The 24,445-nt window shown below is 67.4% G+C and carries 22 protein-coding genes and 1 riboswitch; of the genes, 14 read left to right on the plus strand and 8 right to left on the minus strand.

The window, feature by feature from the left end; all coding sequences use genetic code 11:
• Positions 1-172: 172 nt before the first annotated feature.
• The 6 genes from ABDJ40_RS02940 to ABDJ40_RS02965 all read right to left on the minus strand — a co-directional run bounded on the left by ABDJ40_RS02940 (position 173) and on the right by ABDJ40_RS02965 (position 6,633).
• A complete protein-coding gene (locus ABDJ40_RS02940) occupies positions 173-784 on the minus strand; it encodes an OmpW/AlkL family protein (RefSeq protein ID WP_347605842.1) in 612 nt (203 codons plus the stop codon).
• Positions 785-932: 148 nt separating this feature from the next.
• The gene (gene metF / locus ABDJ40_RS02945; protein WP_347605845.1) at positions 933-1,790 is read right to left on the minus strand and encodes a methylenetetrahydrofolate reductase [NAD(P)H]; all 858 of its coding nucleotides are present in this window, start codon (positions 1,788-1,790) and stop codon (positions 933-935) included.
• Positions 1,787-2,548: a TlyA family RNA methyltransferase gene (locus tag ABDJ40_RS02950; RefSeq protein WP_347605848.1), complete on the minus strand. Its 762-nt coding sequence runs from the start codon at positions 2,546-2,548 to the stop codon at positions 1,787-1,789. Before ABDJ40_RS02950 ends, metF begins: the two co-directional genes overlap by 4 nt.
• Positions 2,549-2,737: 189 nt before the next feature.
• The gene (gene ahcY, locus ABDJ40_RS02955) at positions 2,738-4,159 is read right to left on the minus strand and encodes an adenosylhomocysteinase (protein ID WP_269631940.1); all 1,422 of its coding nucleotides are present in this window, start codon (positions 4,157-4,159) and stop codon (positions 2,738-2,740) included.
• Positions 4,160-4,242: 83 nt separating this feature from the next.
• Positions 4,243-4,359: riboswitch (S-adenosyl-L-homocysteine riboswitch) on the minus strand.
• A gap of 63 nt (positions 4,360-4,422) precedes the next feature.
• Positions 4,423-5,541: a DNA glycosylase AlkZ-like family protein gene (locus ABDJ40_RS02960; protein WP_347605852.1), complete on the minus strand. Its 1,119-nt coding sequence runs from the start codon at positions 5,539-5,541 to the stop codon at positions 4,423-4,425.
• Between the two features lie 81 nt (positions 5,542-5,622).
• Positions 5,623-6,633, minus strand: a complete 1,011-nt coding sequence (locus tag ABDJ40_RS02965; protein WP_269631938.1) for a GGDEF domain-containing response regulator — start codon at positions 6,631-6,633, stop codon at positions 5,623-5,625.
• A 298-nt stretch (positions 6,634-6,931) separates the two neighbouring features.
• Between ABDJ40_RS02965 and ABDJ40_RS02970 the strand changes: the two genes are divergently transcribed.
• Together ABDJ40_RS02970 and ABDJ40_RS02975 are read left to right on the plus strand one after the other, a co-directional pair.
• Entirely contained in the window at positions 6,932-7,897 is a 966-nt protein-coding gene (locus tag ABDJ40_RS02970) for a chemotaxis protein CheX (protein WP_347605857.1), read from the plus strand.
• 52 nt (positions 7,898-7,949) lie between these two features.
• Positions 7,950-8,321, plus strand: a complete 372-nt coding sequence (locus ABDJ40_RS02975; RefSeq protein WP_183104062.1) for a response regulator — start codon at positions 7,950-7,952, stop codon at positions 8,319-8,321.
• A gap of 273 nt (positions 8,322-8,594) precedes the next feature.
• Here the strand turns inward: ABDJ40_RS02975 and metK are convergent, their stop codons facing one another.
• On the minus strand, positions 8,595-9,776 hold the full coding sequence (metK, locus tag ABDJ40_RS02980; RefSeq protein WP_269631936.1) for a methionine adenosyltransferase: 1,182 nt from the start codon (positions 9,774-9,776) through the stop codon (positions 8,595-8,597).
• A gap of 179 nt (positions 9,777-9,955) precedes the next feature.
• On the opposite strand from metK, the gene ABDJ40_RS02985 reads away from it, so the two are divergent.
• The 8 genes from ABDJ40_RS02985 (at position 9,956) to ABDJ40_RS03020 (ending at position 18,287) form a co-directional block, all read left to right on the plus strand.
• Positions 9,956-10,804, plus strand: coding sequence for a lysophospholipid acyltransferase family protein (locus tag ABDJ40_RS02985; RefSeq protein WP_347605861.1), 849 nt, complete (start codon positions 9,956-9,958; stop codon positions 10,802-10,804).
• A complete protein-coding gene (locus tag ABDJ40_RS02990) occupies positions 10,801-11,676 on the plus strand; it encodes an LpxL/LpxP family acyltransferase (protein ID WP_347605864.1) in 876 nt (291 codons plus the stop codon). The genes ABDJ40_RS02985 and ABDJ40_RS02990 overlap by 4 nt, the downstream gene beginning before the upstream one ends.
• A gap of 17 nt (positions 11,677-11,693) precedes the next feature.
• Entirely contained in the window at positions 11,694-12,560 is an 867-nt protein-coding gene (gene dapF / locus ABDJ40_RS02995; RefSeq protein ID WP_347605867.1) for a diaminopimelate epimerase, read from the plus strand.
• Positions 12,557-13,261 carry a DUF484 family protein gene (locus ABDJ40_RS03000; protein WP_347605870.1) on the plus strand — a complete coding sequence of 235 codons (705 nt, stop codon included), beginning with the start codon at positions 12,557-12,559 and terminating at the stop codon, positions 13,259-13,261. Before dapF ends, ABDJ40_RS03000 begins: the two co-directional genes overlap by 4 nt.
• Positions 13,242-14,201 (plus strand): tyrosine recombinase XerC, encoded by a 960-nt coding sequence (locus tag ABDJ40_RS03005; protein ID WP_347605873.1) that lies wholly within the window; start codon positions 13,242-13,244, stop codon positions 14,199-14,201. The genes ABDJ40_RS03000 and ABDJ40_RS03005 overlap by 20 nt, the downstream gene beginning before the upstream one ends.
• A 133-nt stretch (positions 14,202-14,334) precedes the next feature.
• Positions 14,335-15,825: a hypothetical protein gene (locus ABDJ40_RS03010; protein WP_347605876.1), complete on the plus strand. Its 1,491-nt coding sequence runs from the start codon at positions 14,335-14,337 to the stop codon at positions 15,823-15,825.
• A gap of 32 nt (positions 15,826-15,857) precedes the next feature.
• Positions 15,858-17,039: a class I SAM-dependent rRNA methyltransferase gene (locus ABDJ40_RS03015; RefSeq protein ID WP_269631929.1), complete on the plus strand. Its 1,182-nt coding sequence runs from the start codon at positions 15,858-15,860 to the stop codon at positions 17,037-17,039.
• Positions 17,040-17,195: 156 nt separating this feature from the next.
• Complete coding sequence (locus ABDJ40_RS03020; RefSeq protein WP_347605880.1) at positions 17,196-18,287, plus strand: trypsin-like serine protease; 1,092 nt, start codon at positions 17,196-17,198, stop codon at positions 18,285-18,287.
• Positions 18,288-18,377: 90 nt separating this feature from the next.
• Here ABDJ40_RS03020 and ABDJ40_RS03025 read toward each other — a convergent pair whose 3' ends face one another.
• The gene (locus ABDJ40_RS03025) at positions 18,378-18,845 is read right to left on the minus strand and encodes an Lrp/AsnC family transcriptional regulator (RefSeq protein WP_347607343.1); all 468 of its coding nucleotides are present in this window, start codon (positions 18,843-18,845) and stop codon (positions 18,378-18,380) included.
• A gap of 164 nt (positions 18,846-19,009) precedes the next feature.
• On the opposite strand from ABDJ40_RS03025, the gene glmS reads away from it, so the two are divergent.
• From glmS to ABDJ40_RS03045, 4 genes are all read left to right on the plus strand, one after another.
• Complete coding sequence (gene glmS / locus ABDJ40_RS03030; protein ID WP_347605883.1) at positions 19,010-20,881, plus strand: glutamine--fructose-6-phosphate transaminase (isomerizing); 1,872 nt, start codon at positions 19,010-19,012, stop codon at positions 20,879-20,881.
• 345 nt (positions 20,882-21,226) lie between these two features.
• Positions 21,227-21,532 carry a hypothetical protein gene (locus ABDJ40_RS03035; RefSeq protein WP_347605886.1) on the plus strand — a complete coding sequence of 102 codons (306 nt, stop codon included), beginning with the start codon at positions 21,227-21,229 and terminating at the stop codon, positions 21,530-21,532.
• 387 nt (positions 21,533-21,919) lie between these two features.
• Positions 21,920-22,798, plus strand: a complete 879-nt coding sequence (locus ABDJ40_RS03040; protein WP_347605889.1) for an RNA ligase family protein — start codon at positions 21,920-21,922, stop codon at positions 22,796-22,798.
• A 23-nt stretch (positions 22,799-22,821) separates the two neighbouring features.
• On the plus strand, positions 22,822-23,979 hold the full coding sequence (locus ABDJ40_RS03045) for an AAA family ATPase (protein ID WP_347605892.1): 1,158 nt from the start codon (positions 22,822-22,824) through the stop codon (positions 23,977-23,979).
• Positions 23,980-24,445 lie beyond the last annotated feature (466 nt).

Genomic DNA, 24,445 nt, shown 5'->3' on the forward strand with positions numbered 1-24,445 from the left:
GTGGGCGGTGCTGGGGCGCGTTGAAGGGCCCCGCATCCTATGTCATCCCCTGCGGGCGCTGCACCGCCCGACTCAGGGTCCGAGGTGTGCAGACGTAAAAAGGCCGCCGGGCCCGGCCGGGCGCGGCGGCTCAAAACAAAGAGGATTGCTCAGAAGAAAACGCGGGGCTCGCTCAGAAGCGGAAGCCCAGACCCACGCCCACCAGCAGCGGGTCGACCTTGAACTTGCCGACTTCGGTGCCCTTGGAGTAGACCTTGGTGCCGATCTGCACCTTCTTGATGTCCACGTTCAGGTACAGGTTCTTGCTGATCTCGTAGTCGAAGCCGACCTGGAAGGACAGGCCCACGCTGGTGTGCTTGACGCTGGGCGACAGGGCGGTATCCACGGCCGGGATGAATTCCACGTTCGAGAAGATCGTGTAGTTCAGGCCGGCGCCCACGTAGGGACGGAAGGTGTCATTGGGGGCGAAGTGGTACTGCAGGCTCAGGGTGGGCGGCAGGTGCTTCAGGGTACCGATCTCGGTGCCACCGGCCGACAGCGTGTGCTTCTGCGGATAGGTCAGGATCAGCTCAGCGGCCAGGTTGGGGCTGAAGAAGTAGCTGAAGTCGACTTCGGGGATGACCTTGTTGTTGACGCTCAGGTCCAGACCGGTCGTGTCCTTGTTGGCCGAGTCGAGGTTCACGGCACGCACGCGCATCAGCCAGGGGCTCTCGGCGGCCTGGGCGGCAAAGGCGCCGGCGGCCAGGGTGGCGGCGATCAGGGTGCGTGCAACAAGCTTGCTCATCTCAATAGCTCCTTCAAAGAATGGGAACGTTCCCGATGAAGCTATTGGAGAGGCCGCGCGAGGGTTATCCCTTGATGTGACGCAACTCCGGGGGCGCCTTGCCCCCAGGATTCATGTGGACATCAGGACGACTTGATCCGGCGCAAGCTCAGGCGCCCAGACCGAGGCGTTTGCACAACTCCAGCACCAGGCCGCTCTGGTTGAGCGTATAGAAGTGGATGCCCGGGGCGCCGCCGGCGATCAGGCGTTCGCACACCCGCGTGACCACGTCCAGGCCGAAGGCGCGGATGGAGGCGGTGTCGTCCATATAGCCTTCCATCTTCAGCGCGACCCAGCGCGGGATCTCGATGCCGTCACGGGCGGCGAACTGCGCGATGCGGCCGTAGTTGTGGAAGGGCATGATGCCCGGCACGATGGGCGCGGTGACGCCCAGCCGGCGGGCCTCGTCCACGAAGTGGAAGTAGGCGTCCGGGTTGAAGAAGAACTGGGTGATGGCGCCGCTTGCGCCGGCCTTCATCTTGTCCGCGAAGTGCTGGAGGTCCCGTGCGGCATAACGCTGTTGTGGGTGGTACTCCGGATAGGCGGCCACCTCGATCTGCCAGTCCGCGCCTTGCGTCTCGCGGATGAACTGCACCAGCTCGGCGGCATAGCGGAACTCGCCGGCCGTGGCCGTGCCGCTGGGCAGATCGCCTCGCAGGGCCACGACACGGCGGATGTTCTGCGCGCGGTAGGTGGCCAGGATCTCGGCGATGTTCTCGCGGGTCGAGCCCACGCAGGAGAGGTGCGGTGCGGCCTCATGGCCGGCCGCGGCGATCTCGCTGACGGTGGCCAGGGTCTTCTCGCGGGTGGAGCCGCCGGCGCCGTAAGTCACGCTGAAGTAGTGCGGCTGCACGGCGCTCAGCTCCTGCACGACGGTGCGCAGCTTCTCGGTGCCCACGGGCGTGTTGGGAGGGAAGAACTCGAAGCTGACCGGCGGCTTGGCCGGCGTGGTGTTCGTGAGGCTCATGGCGATGCCTTTCCTGTGGCTGTGGGGTGGCCGCTCGTCTTGCGGGCCCACAGAAAGAATTCCGTGTTGCCATCACCGCCGGTGATGGCGCTGCTGAAGTAGCCCTGCACCTGCCAGCCCAGTCCTTGAGCGGCGTTGCGGGCCTGCTGTTCCAGTTGCGGGTACAGCGAAGGGTCCTTGACCAGTCCGCCCCTGGAGAGGGCCTTGGGGCCCAGCTCGAACTGCGGCTTGATCAGGAGCAAGACCTGACCCTCCGCCGCGAGCCAGGGGTCCAGTTGCGCGAAGGCGCCCGTCATGGAGATGAAGCTCAGGTCTCCCACGATCAGCGGGAAGCCGCCGCTCGGCACATGGGAAGTCAGGGCCGAGCCCGCCAGCTCGCGCACATGCAGGCCCTCGAGCGCGGTGACGCGCGCATCGGTCTGCAGGGTCGCATGCAGCTGCCCATGCCCCACGTCCACGCCCACGACACGGGCGGCGCCGTGCTTGAGCAGGCAGTCGGTGAAGCCGCCGGTGCTCTGGCCCATGTCCAGCACCGTGAGGCCTTGCACTGCAATGCCGCTGGCCTGCAGCGCGCCTTCCAGCTTCAGGCCGCCGCGGGAGATGTAGCGCAGCTCCGCGTCGTCCGTCACCGCCAGCACCTCGCGCTCGCCCACGTCCTCGCCCGCCTTCCTCACCTTCGCCCCCGACGCCCGCAGCACCGCGCCCCGCTCGATCAGCCGCTGGGCGGCCGAGCGCGTGGGCGCGAGTTGCAGGGTCATGAGGCGTTGGTCGGCGCGCATTGAGGAAGTTTGGGGTTTGTCGTGGCAGCGTTCGGTGGTGCCGGGCGTAGCGAGCGGACTTCAGGCTAGGCGCGGGAGGATCCGCAGACCGGAACGTAGCGGCGCTACGTGAGGATCTGCGGAGGGGCCCGCAACGACGCATGAAGTTCGCGCAGTAGCCCGCAGAGATCAGTAGCGGTAGGTGTCGGGCTTGTAGGGGCCCTGCTTGGGCACACCGATATACGCCGCCTGCTCCTCCGTCAGCTCCGTCAGCTGCGCATTCAGCGTGGTCAGCTGCAGGCGCGCCACCTTCTCGTCCAGGTGCTTGGGCAGCACATAGACCTTGCCGATGTCGTAGGCGTCGCGGTGGGCGAACAGCTCGATCTGGGCGATGGTCTGGTTGGCGAAGGACGAGCTCATCACATAGCTCGGATGACCCGTGCCGCAGCCCAGGTTCACCAGGCGGCCCTTGGCGAGCAGGATGATGCGCTTGCCGTCGGGGAAGATGACGTGGTCCACCTGCGGCTTGATCTCCTCCCACTGGTACTTCTCCAGCGAGGCGACGTCAATCTCGTTGTCGAAGTGACCGATGTTGCAGACGATGGCGTTGTTCTTCATCGCGGCCATGTGCTCGTGGCGGATGACGTTCTTGTTGCCGGTGGTGGTCACGAAGATGTCGGCCTTGTCGGCGGCGTACTCCATGGTCACGACGCGATAGCCTTCCATCGCGGCCTGCAGCGCGCAGATGGGGTCGATCTCGGTCACCCACACTTGCGCGGACAGGGCGCGCAGGGCCTGTGCCGAGCCCTTGCCCACGTCGCCATAGCCGGCCACCACGGCGATCTTGCCGGCCACCATCACGTCGGTGGCGCGCTTGATGCCGTCCACGAGGGACTCGCGGCAGCCATAGAGGTTGTCGAACTTGCTCTTGGTGACGGAGTCGTTGACGTTGATGGCGCGGAACAGCAGCGTGCCCTTGGCGCTCATCTCCTTCAGGCGGTGCACGCCGGTGGTGGTTTCCTCGGTCACGCCGATGATCTCGGCGCTCTTGCGGGTGTACCAGGTGGGGTCCTGGGCGACCTTGGCCTTGATGGCGGCGAAGAGGATTCGCTCTTCCTCGCTGCCCGGGTTGGCCAGCACGGAGAGGTCCTTCTCGGCCTTCTGGCCCAGGTGCATCAGCAGGGTGGCATCGCCGCCGTCGTCCAGGATCATGTTGGGGCCTTCGCCCGCTTCACCCTTGCCGGCGAATTCGAAGATGCGATGGGTGTAGTCCCAGTAGTCTTCCAGCGTCTCGCCCTTGTAGGCGAAGACGGGCGTGCCGCGCGCGGCCAGGGCGGCCGCGGCATGGTCTTGCGTGGAGAAGATGTTGCAGGACGCCCAGCGCACTTCGGCGCCCAGTGCCTGCAGGGTCTCGACCAGCACGCCGGTCTGGATGGTCATGTGCAGCGAGCCGGCGATGCGTGCGCCCTTGAGGGGCTGGCTGGCGGCGTATTCCTTGCGGATGGCCATCAGCGCGGGCATCTCGTGCTCGGCGATGTTGAGTTCCTTGCGACCCCAGTCAGCGAGGGACAGGTCGGCGATCTTGTAGTTGTCGGTGGCAGCGGCGTTCATGGGCAGGCTCCTTCATGGTCTGAAGCCGCTGACGCCGGGCAGGGGAGGGGTCGAGGAAGACGCGATCACCCAGGCCAGACGGCAGCGGGTGAGCGCGGTTGCAAGAGGTCGGGTCCAGGAGGTGGATCGCTCGACCGGTTCCGAGCCTGGCCTTCAGGCGCCCGTATCAGGCAGTGAAGGTTGCAACGCTCCTCGGATCAGCGCGGATTGTAGGGGCTGCGCGCCGCACGGTGCGTGAATTTGGGCCTGGACGATGCGGCAATTCAGCCTTCGCCCGCACCGTCCTCCAGGCCCAGGAAGCGTGACAGGTGCGCCAGCGCCTGATCCAGTGCTTCTTCGAAAGGCGCGCCACGCGGACGTTCACCGACGAAGCCGGTCTTGCACTGCAGCCGGCCATCGACCACCTTGAGATTGGCCCAGCCGGGCACCTCTTCGCCCCACAGGAGCGGGAGGGCGTAATGGCCCATCTTGCGCCGCGCGGCGGGCGTGTAGGCCTCGAAGCGATAGGGCCAGCCCCAGAACAGCTCGAAGCGGTGGCGGTCCCACACGACCGGGTCGAAGGGTGCCAGCAGGCGCAGCGATTCATGCGGGCGGTGCCGGCGCGCGTGCGGGTCTTCGTCGGCCGGCCAGAACCAGACCTGACCCTCGACCTCGGCATGCGGATAGCGCTGCCGGGCCTTCTTGAGCAGCAGGCGGATCTCGGGCTGCAGATGCGGGGCGCCGTAGCGCAGCAGGGTGCCCAGGTAGCCGAAGCTGCGGGCGGGCAGCGGGGCGTAGAGCTTCAGCACCATGTCCAGCAGCCTCTCGGCGCGGGCCAGGCGGGCGGCTGGGCTGTCGTCCTGGGGCGGGTGCTGGACGGCCTCGTAGACGCGCGTCCCGCTGTCGCGCCGGTGCACGCGCAGCAGGCCGCGGTAATGCATGCCGTCCAGCAGATGCGTCACGCCATTGGACTGCCCGCCCCAGTAGCCGCGCACCTGGCCGTGATCGAACAGGGCCTGGACCTGGGCGGGATGCTGGGGGCCGGCCTCGGTGATATGGGCCAGCAGCTCCTGCGCGCGGGCCTGGGTCTCGCGGTCCCAGGGCTTGCGGGCGGTGCGCGGATGCATCAGCGCCAGGTGCTCGCGCGGCAGGAAGCCGTAGTTGACGAAGCAGTCCTCCTCGACGGCCAGGCGGCGGTAGCGGCTTTCGAGCTCGCCGGCGCGGTAGTCCTTGACCCGCCAGGCCAGGATCAGGTCCTGGGCCCGCGCCGGCGCGCGCATGGGGTCGGCCTGCACAAAGCCCAGGCGGCGGATGGCCTGGGGCAGGGTGGTGGGCGCGAAGAGGCTGCGCGCGATGGCGTAGCGGCGGAGTTGCTCGAGGCTGGGCGGGCGGGTACGGCTCACGGTGGGCGGCAGGGGCATCGGTCAGGATGACCGGCAGCTTGCCTGGAGGCTGTGATTTTGTACAGTGCCGTTTGCCCGGCTTCAGCGTCCGCCGCGCAGGGCCTGGCGCTGCTCGTCGGTGTCCATCTGCATCTCGTAGCTGAAGAAGCGGTTCCGGCCGTAGGCCTTGGCGTTGTAGAGCGCGTCGTCGGCACGCATGAGCAGACCTTCGGCGTTCGTCGTTTCGTCGGGAATGCAAGTGGTGATGCCGCCCGAGAGCGTGATGTGGCTGGCGATGGGCGAATCCGGATGGGGCAGCTGCCCCTGTGCCAGCGTGCGCAGCAGGGCGCGGGCGTAGGTCATGGCGCCGGAGCGCGGCGTGTTGGGCAGCAGCAGGGCGAACTCCTCGCCGCCGTAGCGGGCCGCGCAGTCGGCAGGGCGGCGGCAGAGGTCCTTCAGCAGCCGGGCCACATGGCGCAGGCACTGGTCGCCCTCCACATGGCCCAGGGCGTCGTTGTAGCGCTTGAAGTGGTCGACGTCGCACAGCATCAGCGTCAGGGGCTGGCCGCTGCGCCGAGCCGCGGCGATCTCCTGCTGCAGCCGCGCGTCCAGGCCGCGGCGGTTCATCAGCCCGGTCAGTGAATCGACCTGGCTGAGCTCATGCAGCTGCGCATTGGCCTGGCGCAGCTCCTCGGAGACCGAGACCAGGCGCTGGCGCATGTGCGAGAGCCGCTGCATCGCCCGCAGCTTGGCGTGCAGGATCATGGGCGTGACGGGCTTGACGAGGTAGTCGTCCCCGCCGGCCTCAATGCCCTTCCAGACATTGGCATCCTGGCTGTGCTGCGAGAGGAAGATGATGGGCGTCCAGCCGCCGGGTTCGGCGCTGCGCATGGCGCGGGCGGCCCAGTAGCCGTCCTTCTCGGGCATCTCCACATCCAGCAGGACCAGGTCCGGCCGGTAGCGTTCGAAGAGCTGCAGGCCCCAGTCGGCGCTGGCGGCCTCCAGGACGCGGTGGCCGGCACGGTCCAGCTCCGCGGCCAGGGCGACCCGGGTGGCATTCTGGTCGTCGACGATCAGGATGGTCAGGGGGGCGGCTTGGAAGTGCGTGCTCATGAGGCGATTGCCGGCGGAGGCAGGTCACTAGAGTAGCGCCACTACGGTCCGGCTGCCATGGGATGCCCACAAGCCTGATGCAGTCGCGGCGAAGGGGGGTCCAAAGCCGTGAATCCTGCACGAGGCGGCCTCTGTTCAATCGCCGCTGCAGGCGTAGCATGGGCCGAGGTCCGTGGGGCGCTTGCAGGCGCCGCTCGAGCCCCGGGCATGCCCCTGGCTGCACCAGGCCGGCATGCCCGCCGTACAAGCCCGACCGCCCCGGCGGTCTTAGCGGACAGGGCCCGACCCTGCTGAGCCCATGACGGAAACCACGCAACTGGAAGCCAAGGTGCTGCTGCTGGAGCATGAGCCCGAGCAGTACCGGCGCCTGTCTGACTTCTGTGCCCAGGTCGGTCTGGTCGCCCTGCCGCGCTCCGCGGGAGATGCGCTGCCGACGCTGTCCCAGCACAAGGACCTCGGCGGCGTGCTGCTGGCCGAGAACCTGCCCTGCGAGGGACCCGACGGCCTGACCCTGGCGCGTGCCATCCACAAGCTGCGGCCCGAGCTGCCCATCTTCCTGCGCCGCACCAGCGAGCGCCCGCTGAGCCCGGAGGAACAGGGCACGCTGCGCCACGAGTGGCGCTCCGGCGAGATGGAGCCCCTGCGCGAGGCGGTGGAACGCGCCATCTTCAGCCTGCGCTACCCGACCAGCCTGGTCAACGGCATCGTGCAGCTGACCTGCTCGGCGCTGGGCTCCATGTTTCCCAATGCGCTGGTGACGGCGGAGTCGCCGTATGTCGTGCACGACCGCATCATTCATGGCGAGGTGTCCACGCTGATCGCCATCGAGAGCACCTGGTGCCGCGGCTACATGATGCTGCAGACCGAGGAGAGCGCCCTTCGCCAGGGCCTGATCCAGGGTTTCGGCTACGAGGGCGTGGGCGGTGACCTCAACTTCCGCGAGCTCAACAACATGCTGGGCGAGACCACCAACCTGATCTGGGGTGCCTTCAAGAACCGCTACATCCCGCCCAAGGCCTTTGCCAACCAGCAGACGCAGGTGCCCATCGTGATCAACCACGAGCACAAGTACATCTCCTTCGGCTCGCAGGATCCGCAGCTGTGCATCCGCTACCAGCTCTCCGACCCCAAGCGGCCGGGCCTGCCGCCCCTGATGATCGTGCAGCGCTTCATCTTCAACCTGCATTGGTCGCCCGAAGAGTTCGCCGAGTTCGACAGCGCCCCGCCCGACGTGGCGCCTACGGGCGAGCTGGAACTCTTCTGACCGACCCTGCCGAACAACGCGACCGAACGAAGTTCCCGAGGAGACCCCCGATATGGCTCACATTCTCGTGGTGGACGATTCCAGCACCATGCGAGAGATCGTCGCCAGCTTCCTGAGCAAGAACGGCTTCGAGGTGGCTGTGGCTACTGACGGCCGCGATGGCCTGCACCAGCTGCAGAAGGACCCCGGCATCAAGCTGGTGGTCAGCGACGTCAATATGCCCAATATGGACGGCCTGACCATGGCCGAGAAGATACGCACCGAGCTGGGCAACAAGCAGGTGCGCATCGTGATGCTGACCACGGAAGACAACCAGAACATGCGCGAGCGCGGCAAGGCCATCGGCGTGACCGGCTGGATCGTCAAGCCCTTCAAGGGCGAGGCGGTGCTGGGGCCGTTCAGGAAGCTGTGCGGGATGGCGTGAGGGCGTTTCAATCCTTGCAGGAAAAAAGCCGCCCGAGGGCGGCTTTTGCTTGAAGAGGAAACCTTGCAGCCTTATCGGACCGTTGGTCTCTGCTCACGTTGCTGCGCAACATGAGCATCGCCCGCGAACCGATGCCTCGCTCGCGCGAGGTGGGCTTACAGCCCCGCTGCAGCACGCAGTGCTGCAGCCTTATCGGCCCGTTGGTCTCTGCTCACGTTGCTGCGCAACATGAGCATCGCCCGCGAACCGATGCCTCGCTCGCGCGAGGTGGGCTTACAGCCCTGCTGCAGCACGCAGTGCTGCAGCCTTATCGGTTCGCTCCCAGGTGAATTCCGGCTCTTCGCGGCCGAAGTGACCATAGGCCGCGGTCTTGGAGTAGATCGGGCGCAGCAGGTCCAGCATCTGGATGATGCCCTTGGGGCGCAGGTCGAAGTGCTCCTGGACGAGCTTGGCGATCTGCTCGTCGGGGATGACGCCGGTGCCTTCGGTGTAGACCGTGACGTTCATCGGGCGGGCCACGCCGATGGCGTAGGCGACCTGGATCTGGCACTGGCGAGCCAGGCCGGCGGCCACGATGTTCTTGGCCACGTAACGGGCGGCATAGGCGGCCGAGCGGTCGACCTTCGTCGGGTCCTTGCCCGAGAAGGCGCCACCGCCGTGCGGGCAGGCACCGCCGTAGGTGTCGACGATGATCTTGCGGCCGGTGAGGCCGCAGTCGCCCTGCGGGCCGCCGATGACGAAGCGGCCGGTCGGGTTGACCAGGTACTTGGTCTCCTGCAGCCATTCCTTGGGCAGCACGGGCTTGATGATCTCCTCGATGACGGCCTCGTAGAACTCGGGCTTCATCTTGTCGCCCAGGCTCATCTCGGGGGCGTGCTGGGTGGAGAGCACCACGGTGTCGATGCTGTGCGGCTTGCCGTCGACATAGCGCATCGTGACCTGGCTCTTGGCGTCCGGGCGCAGGAAGGGCAGGCGGCCGTCCTTGCGCAGCTGGGCCTGGCGCTCCACGAGGCGGTGGGCGTAGTAGATGGGCGCGGGCATCAGCTCGGGCGTCTCGTCGCAGGCGTAGCCGAACATCAGGCCCTGGTCGCCGGCGCCAGTGTTCAGGTGGTCGTCGCTGGCATGGTCTACGCCCTGGGCGATGTCATTGGACTGCTTGTCGTAGGCGACCAGCACGGCGCAGCCCTTGTAGTCAATGCCGTACTCGGTGTTGTCGTAGCCGATGCGCTTGATGGTGTCCCGCGCGACCTGGATGTAGTCGACATGGGCGTTGGTGGTGATCTCGCCCGCCAGCACCACGAGGCCCGTGTTGCAGAGGGTCTCTGCCGCTACGCGCGAACGGGGATCCTGGGTGAAGATGGCATCGAGGATCGCGTCTGAGATCTGGTCCGCGACCTTGTCGGGGTGGCCTTCCGAGACCGACTCCGAAGTGAAGAGAAAATCGCTGTTCGCCACGTTTTTAAACTCCAGTGTGTTAGTCCATCGGCGTTGCCGTGCTGGTGGAGTCAGGCGGCGAACGCTTTAGCGGCATTTGTGGAGCCTTTCAGCCCGGCGGCCCAGGTGATCTCTCGATCCGGACCGCATCGCCCCGCAAGTTGTCCAAGTTAACTCGGCGATCTGTTCATTATAGAAACATGCTCCTGCTGCGCTTGCTGTCTCGGTGTCCCCTGTGGTTTTTGCACGGCCTGGGCGCCTGCGTGGGCTGGCTCAGCTGGCTGCTGAGCCCGTCCTACCGCCGCCGCATCCGCGAGCACCGGGCGCTGGCGGGCCTGCGGGGCTGGCAGGGCATGGGCGCGGTGGCGGAGGCGGGTCGCATGCTCGCCGAGCTGCCGTGGCTGTGGCTGCGGCCCGCGGATCGCCCACTGGGCACCCGTGTGCGATGGGAGGGCGATGAGCACATCCGTGCCCTGCCGCCGGGCCGCGGCCTGCTCTTCCTCACGCCGCACATGGGCTGCTTCGAGGTCACGGCCCAGGCCTATGCCGAGCAGTTCGCTGCCAGCCACGGCGCCATCACCGTGCTCTACCGCCCAGCGCGCAAGGCCTGGATGCGCGGCATCGTCGCGGCCTCGCGCCAGCGGCCGGGCCTGGAGGCGGCGCCGGCCACGCTGTCCGGCGTGCGCCAGATGCTGCGCGCCCTGCGCCAGGGCCAGACCGTGGGCCTGCTGCCGGACCAGGTGCCGCCGCTGGGACAGGGCGTCTGGGCGCCCTTCTTCGGCAAGCCGGCCTACACCATGACCCTCGCCCAGCGTCTGGCCCTGCAGACCGGCGCCAGCGTGCTGCTGGCCTGGGGTGAGCGTCTCTCCTGGGGGCGAGGCTATGTGGTGCATGTGCGACCCGGTCCGCAAATCCCGGCCGATTCCAGTCCAGAATGCGCGGCCGAGCTCATCAACCAGTCCATGCAAGCCTTGATCCTGGAAGCGCCCGACCAATACCTCTGGGGCTACAACCGCTACAAGTCGCCCCGCGAAGGCGGGCTCGAATGAGTGCGCGCCTGCTGATCGGCCTGCTGTGGCTGCTGCATTTCCTGCCGCTGGGCTTGCTGGCCGCCCTGGGCCGCGGCCTGGGCCGGCTGCTGTGGTGGCTGGCCGGGAGCCGGCGTCGCATCGCCCTCAAGAACCTGGAGCTGTGCTTTCCCGAGCTGGCGGCGGCCGAGCGCGAGGCCCTGGCCCGCGAGCACTTCGCCATGGTGGGGCGCAGCCTGCTGGAGCGCGGCCTGCTGTGGTTCGCCTCGCCCGAGCGCCTGCAGCGGCTGATCCGCATCAAGGGCAACATCCGCCTGGCCGAGCAGACCCCCGGTGCCATGATGTGGCTGCTGCCGCATTTCGTGGGCCTGGAATGGGTGGGCCCGGCCCTGATGCTCAACCAGAAGCGGCCCGGCGTGGACGTCTACCAGCCGCAGAGCAACGCCGTGCTTGACGCCCGCATCCTGGCCGGGCGCTCGCGCTTCGGGACCACGGCCTTCGTCGACCGGCATGACGGCATCCGCCCCGTGCTGCGCCTGATCAAGCAGGGCTATGCCTTCCTCAATGCCCCCGACCTGGACCATGGCGAGAAGGACTCCGCCTTCGTGCCCTTCTTCGGCGTGCCGGCCTGCACACTGCTCGCCCCGGCCCGCATGGCGGCCAGCCAGGGCATGGTGGTGCAGCCCCTGGTGGTGACCATGTTGCCGGGCGGGCAGGGCTATGAGGTCGAGGCCTGCGAGCCCATCCCGGGCTACCCGAGCGAGGACCCGCTGGCGGACGCGCACACCGTCAATGCCTGGCTGGAGGCCCGCGTGCGGCGCCATCCGGCCCAGTACTTCTGGGTCCACAAGCGCTTCAAGACGCGCCCGGCCGGCGAGCCGCCCGTCTACTGACGCCTGATAATGGCCGCATGAAGCTGCGATTCACCAAGATGCAGGGCGCCGGCAATGACTTCGTGGTCATCGACGCCACCCGCGAGCCCCTGGGCCTGAGCCCCGAGCAGATCCGCCACCTGGGCGACCGCCGCTTCGGCGTGGGCTGCGATCAGATCCTGGTGATCGAGTCCAGCAATGAGCCCGGCGTGGACTTCCGCTACCGCATCTTCAACAACACCGGCGACGAGGTCGAGCACTGCGGCAATGGCGCACGCTGCTTCGTGCGCTACGTGTCCGAGAAGGGCCTGTCCGACAAGCGCAGCGTCAAGGTGCGCACCGTCAACCGGCTGCTCGAGCTGCATCTGCGCGACGACGGCCGGGTCAGCGTGGACATGGGGGCACCGGCCTTCGACCACCCCTCGCTGCCCTTCGACCCCGCGGGCCTTGTGGCGCGCAAGGAAGGGCAGGGCGAGCTGTGGTCCCTGCCCTTGGCCGACGGCGACGCCTGCGAGGTGGCCGTCCTGTCCATGGGCAATCCTCATGCGGTGCAGCGCGTGGCAGACGTCGACCACGCCCCCGTGTCCCAGCGCGGCCCGCAGGTCGAGGGCCATGTCGCCTTCGCGCGCCGCGTCAACGCCGGCTTCCTGCAGGTCATCGACCGCGGCCATGTGAAGTTGCGCGTCTATGAGCGCGATGCGGGCGAGACGCTGACCTGCGGCACCGGCGCCTGCGCGGCCGTGGTGGCCGGCATCCGCCTGGGCTGGCTGGACGAAGCCGTGGAAGTGCAGACGCGCGGCGGCCAGCTGCGCATCGAATGGGCCGGCCTGAGCCAGGGCCCGCAGGCCCCGGTCTGGATGACCGGCCCGGCCGAGACCGTGTTTGAAGGAGAGATCTCGCTGTGAGCACCCAAGACGACGCCCCGCAGGGCCTGACCGAGCAGGACCTCGCCCAGTACCTGCTGCGCAACCCCGGCTTCTTCCAGCGCCACGCCGAGCTGCTGGCCAGCGTGCAGCTGAGCCATCCGCACGGTCAGCGGGCGGTGAGCCTGCAGGAGCGCCAGGCCGAGATGCTGCGCGAGAAGATCAAGGGGCTGGAGCACAAGCTCATCGAGATGATCCGCAACGGCCAGGAGAACGTTGCCATTGCCGACCGCCTGCACGCCTGGACCCTGAGCCTGATGCTCACGGCAGACGCGGCCGCCCTGCCCGAGGTGCTGCTGCGCGAGCTGCGTCATCACTTCCTGATTCCCGCCGCGGGCCTGCGGCTGTGGGGCCTGGACGCCGCCCATGCCGCGGCCGACTACGCCCAGCCCGTCACCGAGGACCTGCGCAGCTTTGCCGCCAGCCTGGCCCAGCCCTATTGCGGCGTGAACAGCGGTTTCGAGGCCGTGCGCTGGCTGGGCGACGAGGCGGCCATCGCCTCGCTGGCCCTGATCCCTCTGCGCCGTGGCCTCGCCGCCGAACCCTTCGGCCTGCTGCTGCTGGGCTCGCCAGACCCGACGCGCTACACGGCCGAAATGGGCACCGAGTTCCTGCAGCGCATCGGCGAGCTCGCCGGCGCTGCCCTGACGCGGCTGCTGCCGGATGGACAGGCCGGCGCCTGAACCTCCAGCGCCGGTGCCGCTGCCGCTGACGCAGCAGCGCTACCTGGAACACCTTCGCGTGGAGCGCCGGCTGGCGCTGCGCACGCTGGTCCTTTACGAACAGGCCCTGCGCCGCCTGTGCCAGCTGGCCGATGAGGCGGGGGTGGCGTTGGAGCGCGTCAGCGTCCAGCAGGTGCGACGCTGGGTCGCGCGTCTGCATGGGCAAGACCTGTCCCCGCGCAGCCTGGCCCTGATGATGTCGGCCTGGCGCAGCTGGTACCGCTGGATGGGCCGCCAGGGCCTGGTCGAACTCAACCCGGTGGACGGCCTGCGCGCCCCCAAGGGCAGCAAGCTGCTGCCCAAGGCCCTGGCGGTGGATGACGCGGTGCAGCTGGCGTCCTACCGCGATGAGTCCGCGGACCCGGTGCGCGAGGCCTGTGACACGGCCCTCGTGGAGCTGCTCTACAGCTGCGGTCTGCGCGTCGGCGAGCTGGTGGGCCTGGACGTGGTGCCGGGCGCGAGCGCCCGCGGCTGGCTGGACCTGGACGGCGCCGAGGCGCATGTGCTGGGCAAGGGCAGCAAGCAGCGCATCGTGCCCATTGGCAGCGCCGCGCTCGCGGCTGTGCGCGGCTGGCTGCTGTGCCGCGGGGAATGGCTGGCCGCCGGCAGCACCGAGACGGCCCTCTTCATCGGCCCGCGCGGGGGGCGCATGGGGGCCACCCAGGTGCGCCAGCGCCTGGGCCGGCGTGCCCTGGCGGCAGGGTCGCCCAGCCACGTGCACCCGCACATGCTGCGGCATTCCTTCGCCTCCCACGTCCTGCAGTCCAGCGGGGACCTGCGCGCGGTGCAGGACCTGCTGGGCCACGCCAACATCAGCACCACCCAGGTCTATACCAAGCTGGACTTCCAGCACCTGGCCAAGGTCTATGATGCCGCCCACCCCCGGGCGCGCAAGCGTTGAACGGGCCGCCCCGCCCGCCGCCCGGGCTGCCGACGGGGCCCTTCCCCTGTGATCCAGCTCCTGCAAGACCATGCTCAAACCGCGTCCGCTTTTCTGTGCCCTGACCGCTGCCGGCCTGATGGGGGCCTTGCCCATGGCACTGCCCGGCGCGCTGGCCGCGGAGCCCCGTGCGGGCGAGCCTCTGCTGCGCCCGGCCCTGTCGAGGCCCGTGGCCTGGGAGTTCAACTGGACCTCGCTGAAGGCGTCGGACGGCTCGCCGATCACCCTGCTCGGCGGCTCGGCCATGCTGGCCGTCAATGAAGACTGGGGGCTGGGCCCCACCGTCTATGGCGCCGCAAAGGGCGACTTCGGCGGGCTCTTCGTCTTTGGCGTGACGGGCCAGCGCCGTTGGCGCCTGGGCTCGAACACCCATCTGGCGGCCAGCCTTTTCGCCGGCGGCGGCGGCGGACGCTCCTCGGACATCGTCCGTTTCGGCGGCGGCCTCATGCTGCGACCGGAGCTCTCGGTGCGCACTGAATTCGGCCGCTGGTATGTGGGCGCGGGGGTGTCCCACCTGCGTTTCACCAGCGGCAATCTGCGGGGCAGCCAGATCAGCCTCTCCTTTGGCCGCATGGGCCTGTTCGACGGCTTCGACGCCACCGGTGAAGGCGGCACCGGCGCCATGGGCATGCGCTCGGGCCTGGGTTTCGATGAGGTATCCCTCAGCAGCACGGTCTACAGCCCTTCCGCCGGCCAGAAGAGCCGCTCCGGGCGGGCCCTGGACTCGCGGCTGGGCCTCGTGGGCGCAGATTTGCGGCAGTACTTCACCCCCGGATCCTGGCTGGGGCTGGAAGCCAGTGGCGCGGCCAAGGGCGGGATCGACGGCTACATGGAAGTGCTTGGCACGGCCGGGCAGGACTGGGCGCTGGGACACACGGGGCTGCGGGTCGGCGGCCATGTGGCGCTGGGCCTGGCCGGCGGCGGCGACATGGCCACCGGCAGCGGCTGGATCTGGCGGGCAGGCCCCAATCTGCGCTGGCAGAGCCCGTGGGGGCCGGCCCTGCGGGTCGAGGCGGGCAAGGTGTGGTCCCGCGGCGCCTTCTCGGCGCCCTTCGTCCGCGCGAGCCTGTCCATGCCGCTGGAGCCCATGGCTCGGCGCGGGGAGCCCGATGCCATGCTGCAGGGCGCCGTCCGTGAGCAGACGCTCTTTGCCTCGGTGCAGCGCGTCCGCGATGTCCAGTTCAAGGATGGCAGCCGGGAAGGCATGACGCAGCAGGGCCTGCTGGTGACGCGAGCGCTGGGGCAGCATGTCTATGCGGCCGCTGCAGCAGGGGCCGCCGTCCAGGGCAAGGCCGGCGCCTATGCCTATGGGCTGTTCGGCCTGGGCCTGCGCAGCGACCTGCTCATGGGCAGCGGCTGGCGTGTCGGCGGTGAGATGCTGATCGGGGCTGGCGGCGGCGGCGGCGTGGGCCTGGGGGGCGGCGCCCTGCGCCAGTCCGAAGCCTGGCTGCAATGGCAGGGTCAGGAAGACTACAAGCCGCTGCGGGTGCGGATCGGCCTCGGCAAGTGGCAGGACCTGCGGGGTCGCGGCGAGGGCAGCACGCAGCTCAACCTGGCACTGGGCTATGCCTGGGGGACTCTGTAAGGCGCAGTCGAGCAGGCGCGACAATACGCGCCATGAAAGTCATTCGTCTGAGAGCCGGCAAGGAGCGTTCGCTGCTGCGCCGTCATCCCTGGGTCTTCCAGGGTTCCGTGGAAAAGGGCAAGGCCGACGCCGGTGAAACCGTGCGGGTGGAGTCCGACAGCGGGCAATTCCTGTGCTGGGCGTCCTTCAGCCCCAGCTCCATGATCCGGGTGCGGGCGTGGAGCTTCGACGAGTCCGAGCGCGTCGACGCCGAATTCTTCGACCGCCGTGTGCGCCGTGCCATCGCCGTGCGCGAGCGCATGCCCATCGTCTCCAACGCCCGGCGACTGATCCATGGCGAGGCCGATGGCCTGCCGGGGCTGATCGTCGATCGCTACGACGACACCCTCGTCGCCCAGTTCCTCTCCGCCGGCACCGAACGCTGGAAGCAGACCATCGCCGACAGCCTGGTAGCCGCCACCGGCCTGAGCCGCCTCTACGAACGCTCGGATTCCGGGGTGCGCCAGCTGGAAGGCCTGCCGCCCGTGACCGGCTGGCTGCGTGGCGACGGCCACACCGAGCTGACCATCGAGGAGCATGAATGGAAGCTCACACTGGACGTTCAGGAAGGCCACAAGACCGGCTACTACCTGGACCAGCGTGACAACCGCAAGAAGTTCGCCGAGACCGTACGCCAGTACGGCCTGCAGCGCGTGCTGAACTGCTACTGCTACACCGGCGGCTTCTCGGTGGCGGCGCTGGCTGGCGGCGCGGCCGAGGTGACCAGCGTGGACTCCTCCGGCCCGGCCCTGGCCCGTGCCAATGCCCACGTGACGCTCAACGGCTTCGACCCCGCCCGCCATACGGCTCTGGACGCCGACGTCAACCAGACCCTGCGCGACTTCATCAAGCAAGGCCGGACCTTCGACGCCATCGTGCTGGACCCGCCCAAGTTCGCGCCCACCGCCGCTCATGCCGAGCGCGCCGCCCGCGCCTACAAGGACATCAACCGCCTGGCCTTCAAGCTGCTGGAGCCCGGTGGCGTGCTCTTCACCTTCTCCTGCTCCGGCGGGGTGGGGCCCGAGCTCTTCCACAAGATCGTGGCGGGGGCGGGCATGGATGCAGGGGTGGATGGCTTCATCCTGGACCGCGTGGGCGCCACACCGGACCATCCGCAGACCATCTGCTTCCCGGAAGGGGAGTACCTGAAGGGACTGTTGCTGCTGAAGCGATGAAACAGGGCTTCTCAGGGTGTGCCCTATAGAGGGGACAAGACGCTTCGAGGTATACCTCCGACCTCGCGCCCAAAGATGGCAAATCCGTGAACTTCGTCACGGCAGTCCAAGCCATCCGGCAGTGCCCCGGGCGCGCAGTTCAACGAGGGAAATTCAATGAAAGTCTTGTCTTCTCTGGCGCTGGCGCTGCTGAGCGCCGGTGCCCTGTCTTCGGCCCAGGCCAGCACCGCCATCACGAACTTCGGCAAGGACCTGGTGCCCTTCACCGGCAACACCAGCGCGCCCGCTGACTGGCGCTTCCTGCCTGGCCAGAGCTTCAACGGCGTCGCCGGCGCCCTGGATGGCGTGGCCATGCTCAGCTTCCAGACCAAGGACGGCAACTCCTACGCCTGCTCCGGCTCCCTGCTGGCGGGTGGCCAGTACGTGCTGACGGCCGCTCACTGCGCCGACGACTTCGTCAAGATGAAGGTCGACTTCGGTTGGGCCGGCGGCGCCTCCACGGTGTCGCGCAGCGTGGCCGTCGGCAATGCCATCGTGCATTCCGGCTGGACCGGTGACCTGGACACGGGCGCCGACATCGCCCTGCTGCGCCTGGACGAGGCCGTCACCACCATCAAGGGCTACAAGCTCAGCAACACGCTGGACATCGGCAAGGACATCCTGGTGGCCGGCTACGGCACCACCCAGAAGGCGGACGTCAACTCGCCCACCAACTGGAACGACTGGATGTACGGCCACTACGCCTGGAACAAGATCGACGTCGACAGCAAGACCTTCAACAAGGCCGTTGGCGACGCCATCCCCGGCTGGTACGACCCCGACTACTACAAGTTCGGCATGACCTATATGTCGGACTTCGACAGCGGCTCCGAAGGCAACAACACCCTGCAGATCCTGGCAGACGCCGTCGGGACCTCGCTGTGGAGCAGCGACACCGGCCACGGCACGGATGAAGGCCTGATCGCCGGCGGCGACTCCGGTGGCGGCGACTTCGTCTGGGACGGTACCCAGTTCCTGCTGACCGGCGTGCACAGCTGGGGCTGGCAGGCCTGCCAGAGCTTCGGCCTGAGCTGTGATGCCGCCAAGAAGAACGGCTCCAGCTACGGTGACCTGTCCGGTTCCACCGCCGTCTACTCGCACCTCGCCTGGATCAATGCCCAGATGGGCATTCCCGAGCCCGGCAGCGCCGCCCTGGCCCTGCTGGCCCTGTTCGGCCTGGGCGCCGTGCGCCGCCGCCCGCGTGCCTGAGCGCCTGCTCGCCTCGCATCGAAACGGCCCCTCGGGGCCGTTTTTCGTTGTGGGCCAGGCTGGGCGCCGACGCCGCCGCGCTGTGCGGCCTCAGCCGGCCGGCAGATGCAGGCGCGGCGAGAACTTCGCCCGGTGCACGCTGAAGAAGGCCTTCACGTTGCGCACATTGCTGTCAGCGCCATAGAAGGTCTGGACCAGCTGGTGATACGCCGCCATGTCCGGCACCTGGATGACCAGCACGAAGTCCGGCCCGGGCGACACCTGGTAGCACTGCTGCACCTCCGCGCGGGCCACCGCCAGGGCCTGGAAGGCCGAGAGGGCTTCGGCCGTCTGGCGCTCCAGCGTGATCTCGACAATGGCGATGAGGCCTGCGCCCAGGAGCTCCGGGCTGAGGATGGCCACCTGCTGCTCGATCACCCCCAGCTCGCGCAGGCGCTTCACCCGGCGCAGACAGGTGGCCGGCGACACGGCCGCCCGTCGCGCCAGGTCCAGGTTGGAGAGCGAGGCGTCGTCCTGCAGCACCCCCAGGATGCGGTGATCGGTGGCGTCGAGATGAATCAAGATTTCATTGGTGAGTGATTTTTGAACAATTTCATCTTATCTTTTGATGGATGAAATTTATAGCCAAAATGGCTTGAAATTTGACTGCACATGCCGAGGATGCCCTCCTAGGATTCGCACCCATCGCAGCCCATGGGGCTGATCCAGAGGAGGTTTCATCCATGTGTGGCATCGTCGGCGCCGTTTCGCAGCGCAATATCGTCCCCATCCTGATCGAGGGCCTGAAGCGCCTGGAATACCGCGGCTATGACTCCTGCGGCGTGGCCGTGCACCAGGACGGCGAGCTGCGCCGTGCGCGCAGCACCTCGCGCGTGGCCGAGCTGCACAGCCAGACCGCCGAGGACGGCATCGCCTCCGGCACCGGCATCGCCCATACCCGCTGGGCCACGCACGGCGTGCCGGCGGTGCACAACGCCCACCCGCATTTCTCGCACGGCGCCCATGCCGCACAGGGCGCGGCCGGCCGTATCGCCCTGGTCCACAACGGCATCATCGAGAACCACGATGAGCTGCGCGCCGAGCTCAAGGCCCGCGGCTACACCTTCCACAGCCAGACCGACACCGAGGTCATCGCCCACCTGATCGACCACCTCTACCAGGGCGACCTGCTGGTGGCCGTGCAGCAGGCCGTGCAGCGACTCAAGGGGGCCTACGCCATCGCCGTGTTCAGCCGCGACGAGCCGCACCGCGTGGTCGGCGCCCGCGAGGGCTCGCCCCTGGTGCTGGGCGTGGGCACGGAAGCAGGGCAGGGCGAGTTCTTCCTGGCCTCCGATGCCATGGCGCTGGCCGGCGTCACCGACCAGATCGTCTACCTGGAAGAGGGGGACGTGGTGGACATGCAGCTGGGCCGCTACTGGATCACCCAGCGCCTGGCCGACAGTGAGCGCTTCGAGACCGTGCAGCGCGAAGTCCGCACTGTGCATGCGCACAGTGGCGCGGCCGAGCTGGGCCCCTATCGCCACTACATGCAGAAGGAGATCTTCGAGCAGCCCGTGGCCATCGCCAACACCCTGGACGCCGTGACGGGCATCAGCCCCGAGATCTTCGGTGACGGTGCCTACCGCGCCTTCAAGGAGATCGACTCCGTGCTGATCCTGGCCTGCGGCACCAGCTTCTATGCGGGCTCCACCGCGAAGTACTGGTTGGAGAGCATTGCCAAGATCCCGACCAGCGTGGAGATCGCCAGCGAGTACCGCTACCGCGACAGCGTGCCCAATCCGCGCACCCTGGTCGTCACCATCAGCCAGAGCGGCGAGACCGCCGACACCCTGGCCGCGCTGAAGCATGCGCGTGCGCAGGGCATGACGCACACCCTGACCGTCTGCAACGTTTCCACCAGCGCCATGGTGCGCGAGTGCGAGATGGCCTTCATCACCCGTGCCGGCGCCGAAATCGGCGTGGCGTCGACCAAGGCCTTCACCACGCAGCTGGTCGGTCTCTTCCTGCTGACCCTGGCCCTGGCCCAGACCCGCGGCCATCTGAGCGAGGCCCAGGAGGCCGAGCACCTCAAGGCCCTGCGCCACCTGCCCGTGGCCGTGCAGGCTGTGGTGGCCCTGGAGCCCCAGGTCATCGCCTGGAGCGAGGAGTTCGCCCGCAAGGAGAACGCCCTGTTCCTGGGTCGCGGCCTGCACTACCCCATCGCCCTGGAAGGCGCGCTGAAGCTCAAGGAGATCAGCTACATCCATGCCGAGGCCTATCCGGCCGGCGAGCTCAAGCACGGCCCCCTGGCCCTGGTGACGGCCGAGATGCCTGTGGTCACCGTGGCCCCCAACGACGCGCTGCTGGAGAAGCTCAAGAGCAATATGCAGGAAGTGCGCGCCCGCGGCGGCGAGCTCTTCGTCTTTGCCGACAGCGACACCCGGATCGAGAGCGAGCAGGGCCTGCACGTGATCCGCATGCCCGAGCACTACGGCGCCCTGAGCCCCATCCTGCATGTGATTCCGCTGCAGCTGCTGGCCTATCACACCGCCTGCGCGCGTGGCACGGACGTGGACAAGCCGCGGAATCTGGCGAAGAGTGTGACGGTGGAGTAACGCTGAAAGTAAGCGGGCATGTGACTCCAACAAATAAAGTCCGTCGGGCCCAAATAGAGCCCGTCGGACGGCTCCCACATCTTGAGATCGGTGCCAGCCAAGAGGCTCGGGGACCCATTGCGGTCAGGAGCGAACATTGCAGAGCGACGCCTGGGGGCAGCGCTCAAATGCCGGGCAAGAATTGATGACGATCCACCTGACCTGCAACCCGTTGGGCTGCAACCATTCGGTGATTCCAGGTCCACCTAGACACTCGGAACGATGGTCCGACGCGCATGGAACTTCGAGGTCGCCCGCGCGAAGGTTGGTCGCGACTGATGTCAACAAGGCCTCTCAATCTGCAGCATGATTGAAACCGTTGTGCGCCTAACTGGCCCCGATATCTGTCGCGATGGCGGCTCGCTGGGCATGTCCTTCGAAAGCGCATCGGGCGAGGAACTTGCGTTGCTCTTCCCGGTAGACATGGTGGCTACCGAGAACCAGCGCTTCGTCCGCCTGGGCTACAAGACTCCGCTTCTCCAGAGCTATGACCGTAAGTCCGTGGTCAGTCCGATTACTGGACTCGAACGGGTTGAAGTCGAGCAAGTCAGTCCAGCCCAAACATGCCGAATCTGCGGTCTAACCTATTGCTCAAAGCACGATTGCTTTTGACGTTATGCGCCCATCTCCGATGATTCACCTTTGCTCTGTCTAAGTGCACGTGGGATTGGATTCGTCCTTAGAAGCTTCAGGTTCGTTGCCCTGAGTGCGCTGCAGCCGCGTTGTCACGGCGACACGCTCTGACTTGCTCAGCCGTGGCGTCGGCCATAGACTGCGCCTCCTTCATTCACCGCTTGCCTCACGGAGCCGATCGTGTCCTGCTGCATCGCCGCCCTCTAAGCCGTCGACCGCTATCCGTCTCATGCCCAGCATGAGCACGGCCGCTGCAGCCGTTCTCCGCGTCCCTCCCGCCCACGCCATGCAGGCGACGGACGCCCAGCCCGCCAAGCACCGCGCACGCCCAGTCGTCGGTTCGTTTCATCGAACCAGGAGACGACCATGTCTGCGCACATCGGGTCGGCGCCATCCGTCGACTCTCAAATCCAATCCCTGGAGATCCTGAAGTACCCCAGGACTCCGCACATCGAAGGCTCGCGCCTGCAACCCGGCGACGAAGGCTACGAGCACGTCCGCCTCGCCACGCTGGCAGGCCGCCATGCCGTTGTCGAAGAAAAGCTCGACGGCGCCAACGTCGGCATTTCGTTCACCAGCGGTGGCGAACTGCTGCTGCAGTCCCGCGGCCATTACCTCGTCGGTGGCGGCCGTGAGCGGCAGTTCGGGCCGTTCAAGCTTTGGGCCTCCGCACACGAGTCGCGACTGCTCACGCTGCTCGAAGACCGCTACGTGATGTACGGCGAATGGCTGTATGCCAAGCACTCGGTCAGCTACGACCGCTTGCCGCATTGGTTCTGCGAGTTCGACATCTACGACCGGGTCGAGCAGGTGTTCCTCAGCACGCCGCGCCGTCACGAGATACTTGCGGGCTCGCCCATCGTCAGCGTTCCGGTGCTGCATACCGGCGGGATGCCGCGCGACGTCAAGTCGTTGCGTGCGCTTGTGCGGCCGTCCCTGGCGAAGAGTGCGCAGTGGCGCAGTGCCTTCGAGCAAAGCGTGCGGCGGCAGGATCTGGACTTGGCGCTGGCCTGGCAGCAGACCGACAAGTCGGACCTGTCCGAGGGTCTGTACATCAAAGTCGAAGACGAGCGCCAGGTGCTGAGCCGCTACAAGTGGGTGCGCCCTGACTTCGTCCAGACCATCCTCGATTCGGGATCGCATCACAGCACGCGACCGGTGATCCCCAATGGGCTGATGCCCGAGGCTGATCTCTACGCGCCGACGGCCACCGCCGGCTGGTATGAATCTTCAGCAGGCGCCTGAGGCACCCCGAGAAGGAGAAGAACATGAACTACGAAATGATTCGTACGCTGTGCCCCATGGAGGCCAACGTCGGCTACGACTGGGCCGCCTGCTGCGAGGTCTTCCCACGCCTGCACGCGCTTGAGACCACGCCCCAGAGCCCGCGCTATCACGCCGAGGGCAATGTCGGCATCCACACTCGAATGGTGTTAGACGCACTGCTGGAATGCGACCATTTCCGAGCGGCCAGCGGGATGCGGCGCGAGACGCTGTTCCTCGCTGCGCTGCTGCACGACCTGTGCAAGCCGGAAACCACGATCGTTGATCCGGTGACCGGCGAGATCAGCCAGCCCGGCCACTCGCGCCGCGGGGCGGTCGACGTGCGCGCGCTGCTCTGGCGAGCGGGCGTGCCGCCCGAACTGCGCGAGGCAGTCTGCCGCATCGTCGCCGTGCATCAGGTGCCGTTCTTCGCCTTCGATTCGCGGCGCGGCGAGTCGCCGGAGTTCATTGCGCGGAGGCTGTCATGGAGCCTGGATCTTCCCGACTTGATCTGCGTGGCTCGCGCCGACATGCGGGGCCGCGCTTGCGCCGATCAACAGGCACGTCTGGACGACATTGCGTTGTTTGAGCAACTGGCGCGTGAGGATGGCTGCTGGGGCACTCCCCGGGCGGCGGCCTCTGCACACACGCGGCTGATGTATGCGCGTGGCTCGGCGGTGCACCTGGACACGCCGCTGTTCCAGGTTCAGGGATCGCAGGTCACGGTGCTCTGCGGCCTGCCGGCCTCGGGCAAGGACAGCTGGGTGGCACGCCATGCTCGCGGCATCGAAGTCGTGTCATTCGACGACGCGAAAGCAGAGCTTGGCCTGAAGCACGGCGAGAACGATGGCCTGGCGGCGCACCGCGCGATCGACAAGGCGAAGGCACTACTGCGCCGACAGGAACCCTTCGTCTGGAACGCGACGCACTTGAGCGAGCAGATGCGCAACAAGACGCTGGACCTTCTATACGCCTACAACGCCAACGTGCGGCTGGTCTATCTCGAGGTGCCGTGCGACACGCTCTTCAAGCGCAATGCTCGCCGCGACACCACGCTCAGGAAAGCGGATCTCGAACGCATGTTGCACCGCTGGGAAGTGCCGCTGCCCTGGGAGGCGCACGAGGTGCGGTACGAGGTGGAGCCCGGTGGCCGGAGCGAGTGAGGCTGCGTCGCGCGGCACGTAGATGCCGCAGTCGAAGGATGGCAACCGCTGCAAAGCAGACCACCCCAAGACGAGACCGCCCCAGAAAGTCGCAAAGCTTTCTTCAGACATCCAACGGACTTTAATTGCAGATGTGCAACTAGGTTCAATCCATCGAGGTTCTCCGACGGACTTTCGCGATCTCCGCGCGCTCTTGAGAATCAATGATTTGCGGGCGTTGATCCCGACGGACTTTATTTGTTGGAGTCACATGAAGGAAAGAAGTCCGCCGAGACTGAGACCAGAAGGGGCCGGATGGCCCCTTCTCCGTTTTAGGTGGTTTGCTGCCGGTGGTGTTGGGATGACCGGTTGAATCCGCCAGCGCTCGCTGTTACCCGTGCAGCCCAGTCCGCGTCATGACACAACGCACATGCTGCGCGGGGCGGGGGTGATCGTGGTGCCGTCGAGGTGCTGAAGCTGAGCGTTG

The organism is Roseateles flavus, assembly GCF_039872765.1.
GTDB lineage: Bacteria > Pseudomonadota > Gammaproteobacteria > Burkholderiales > Burkholderiaceae_C > Roseateles_B > Roseateles_B flavus.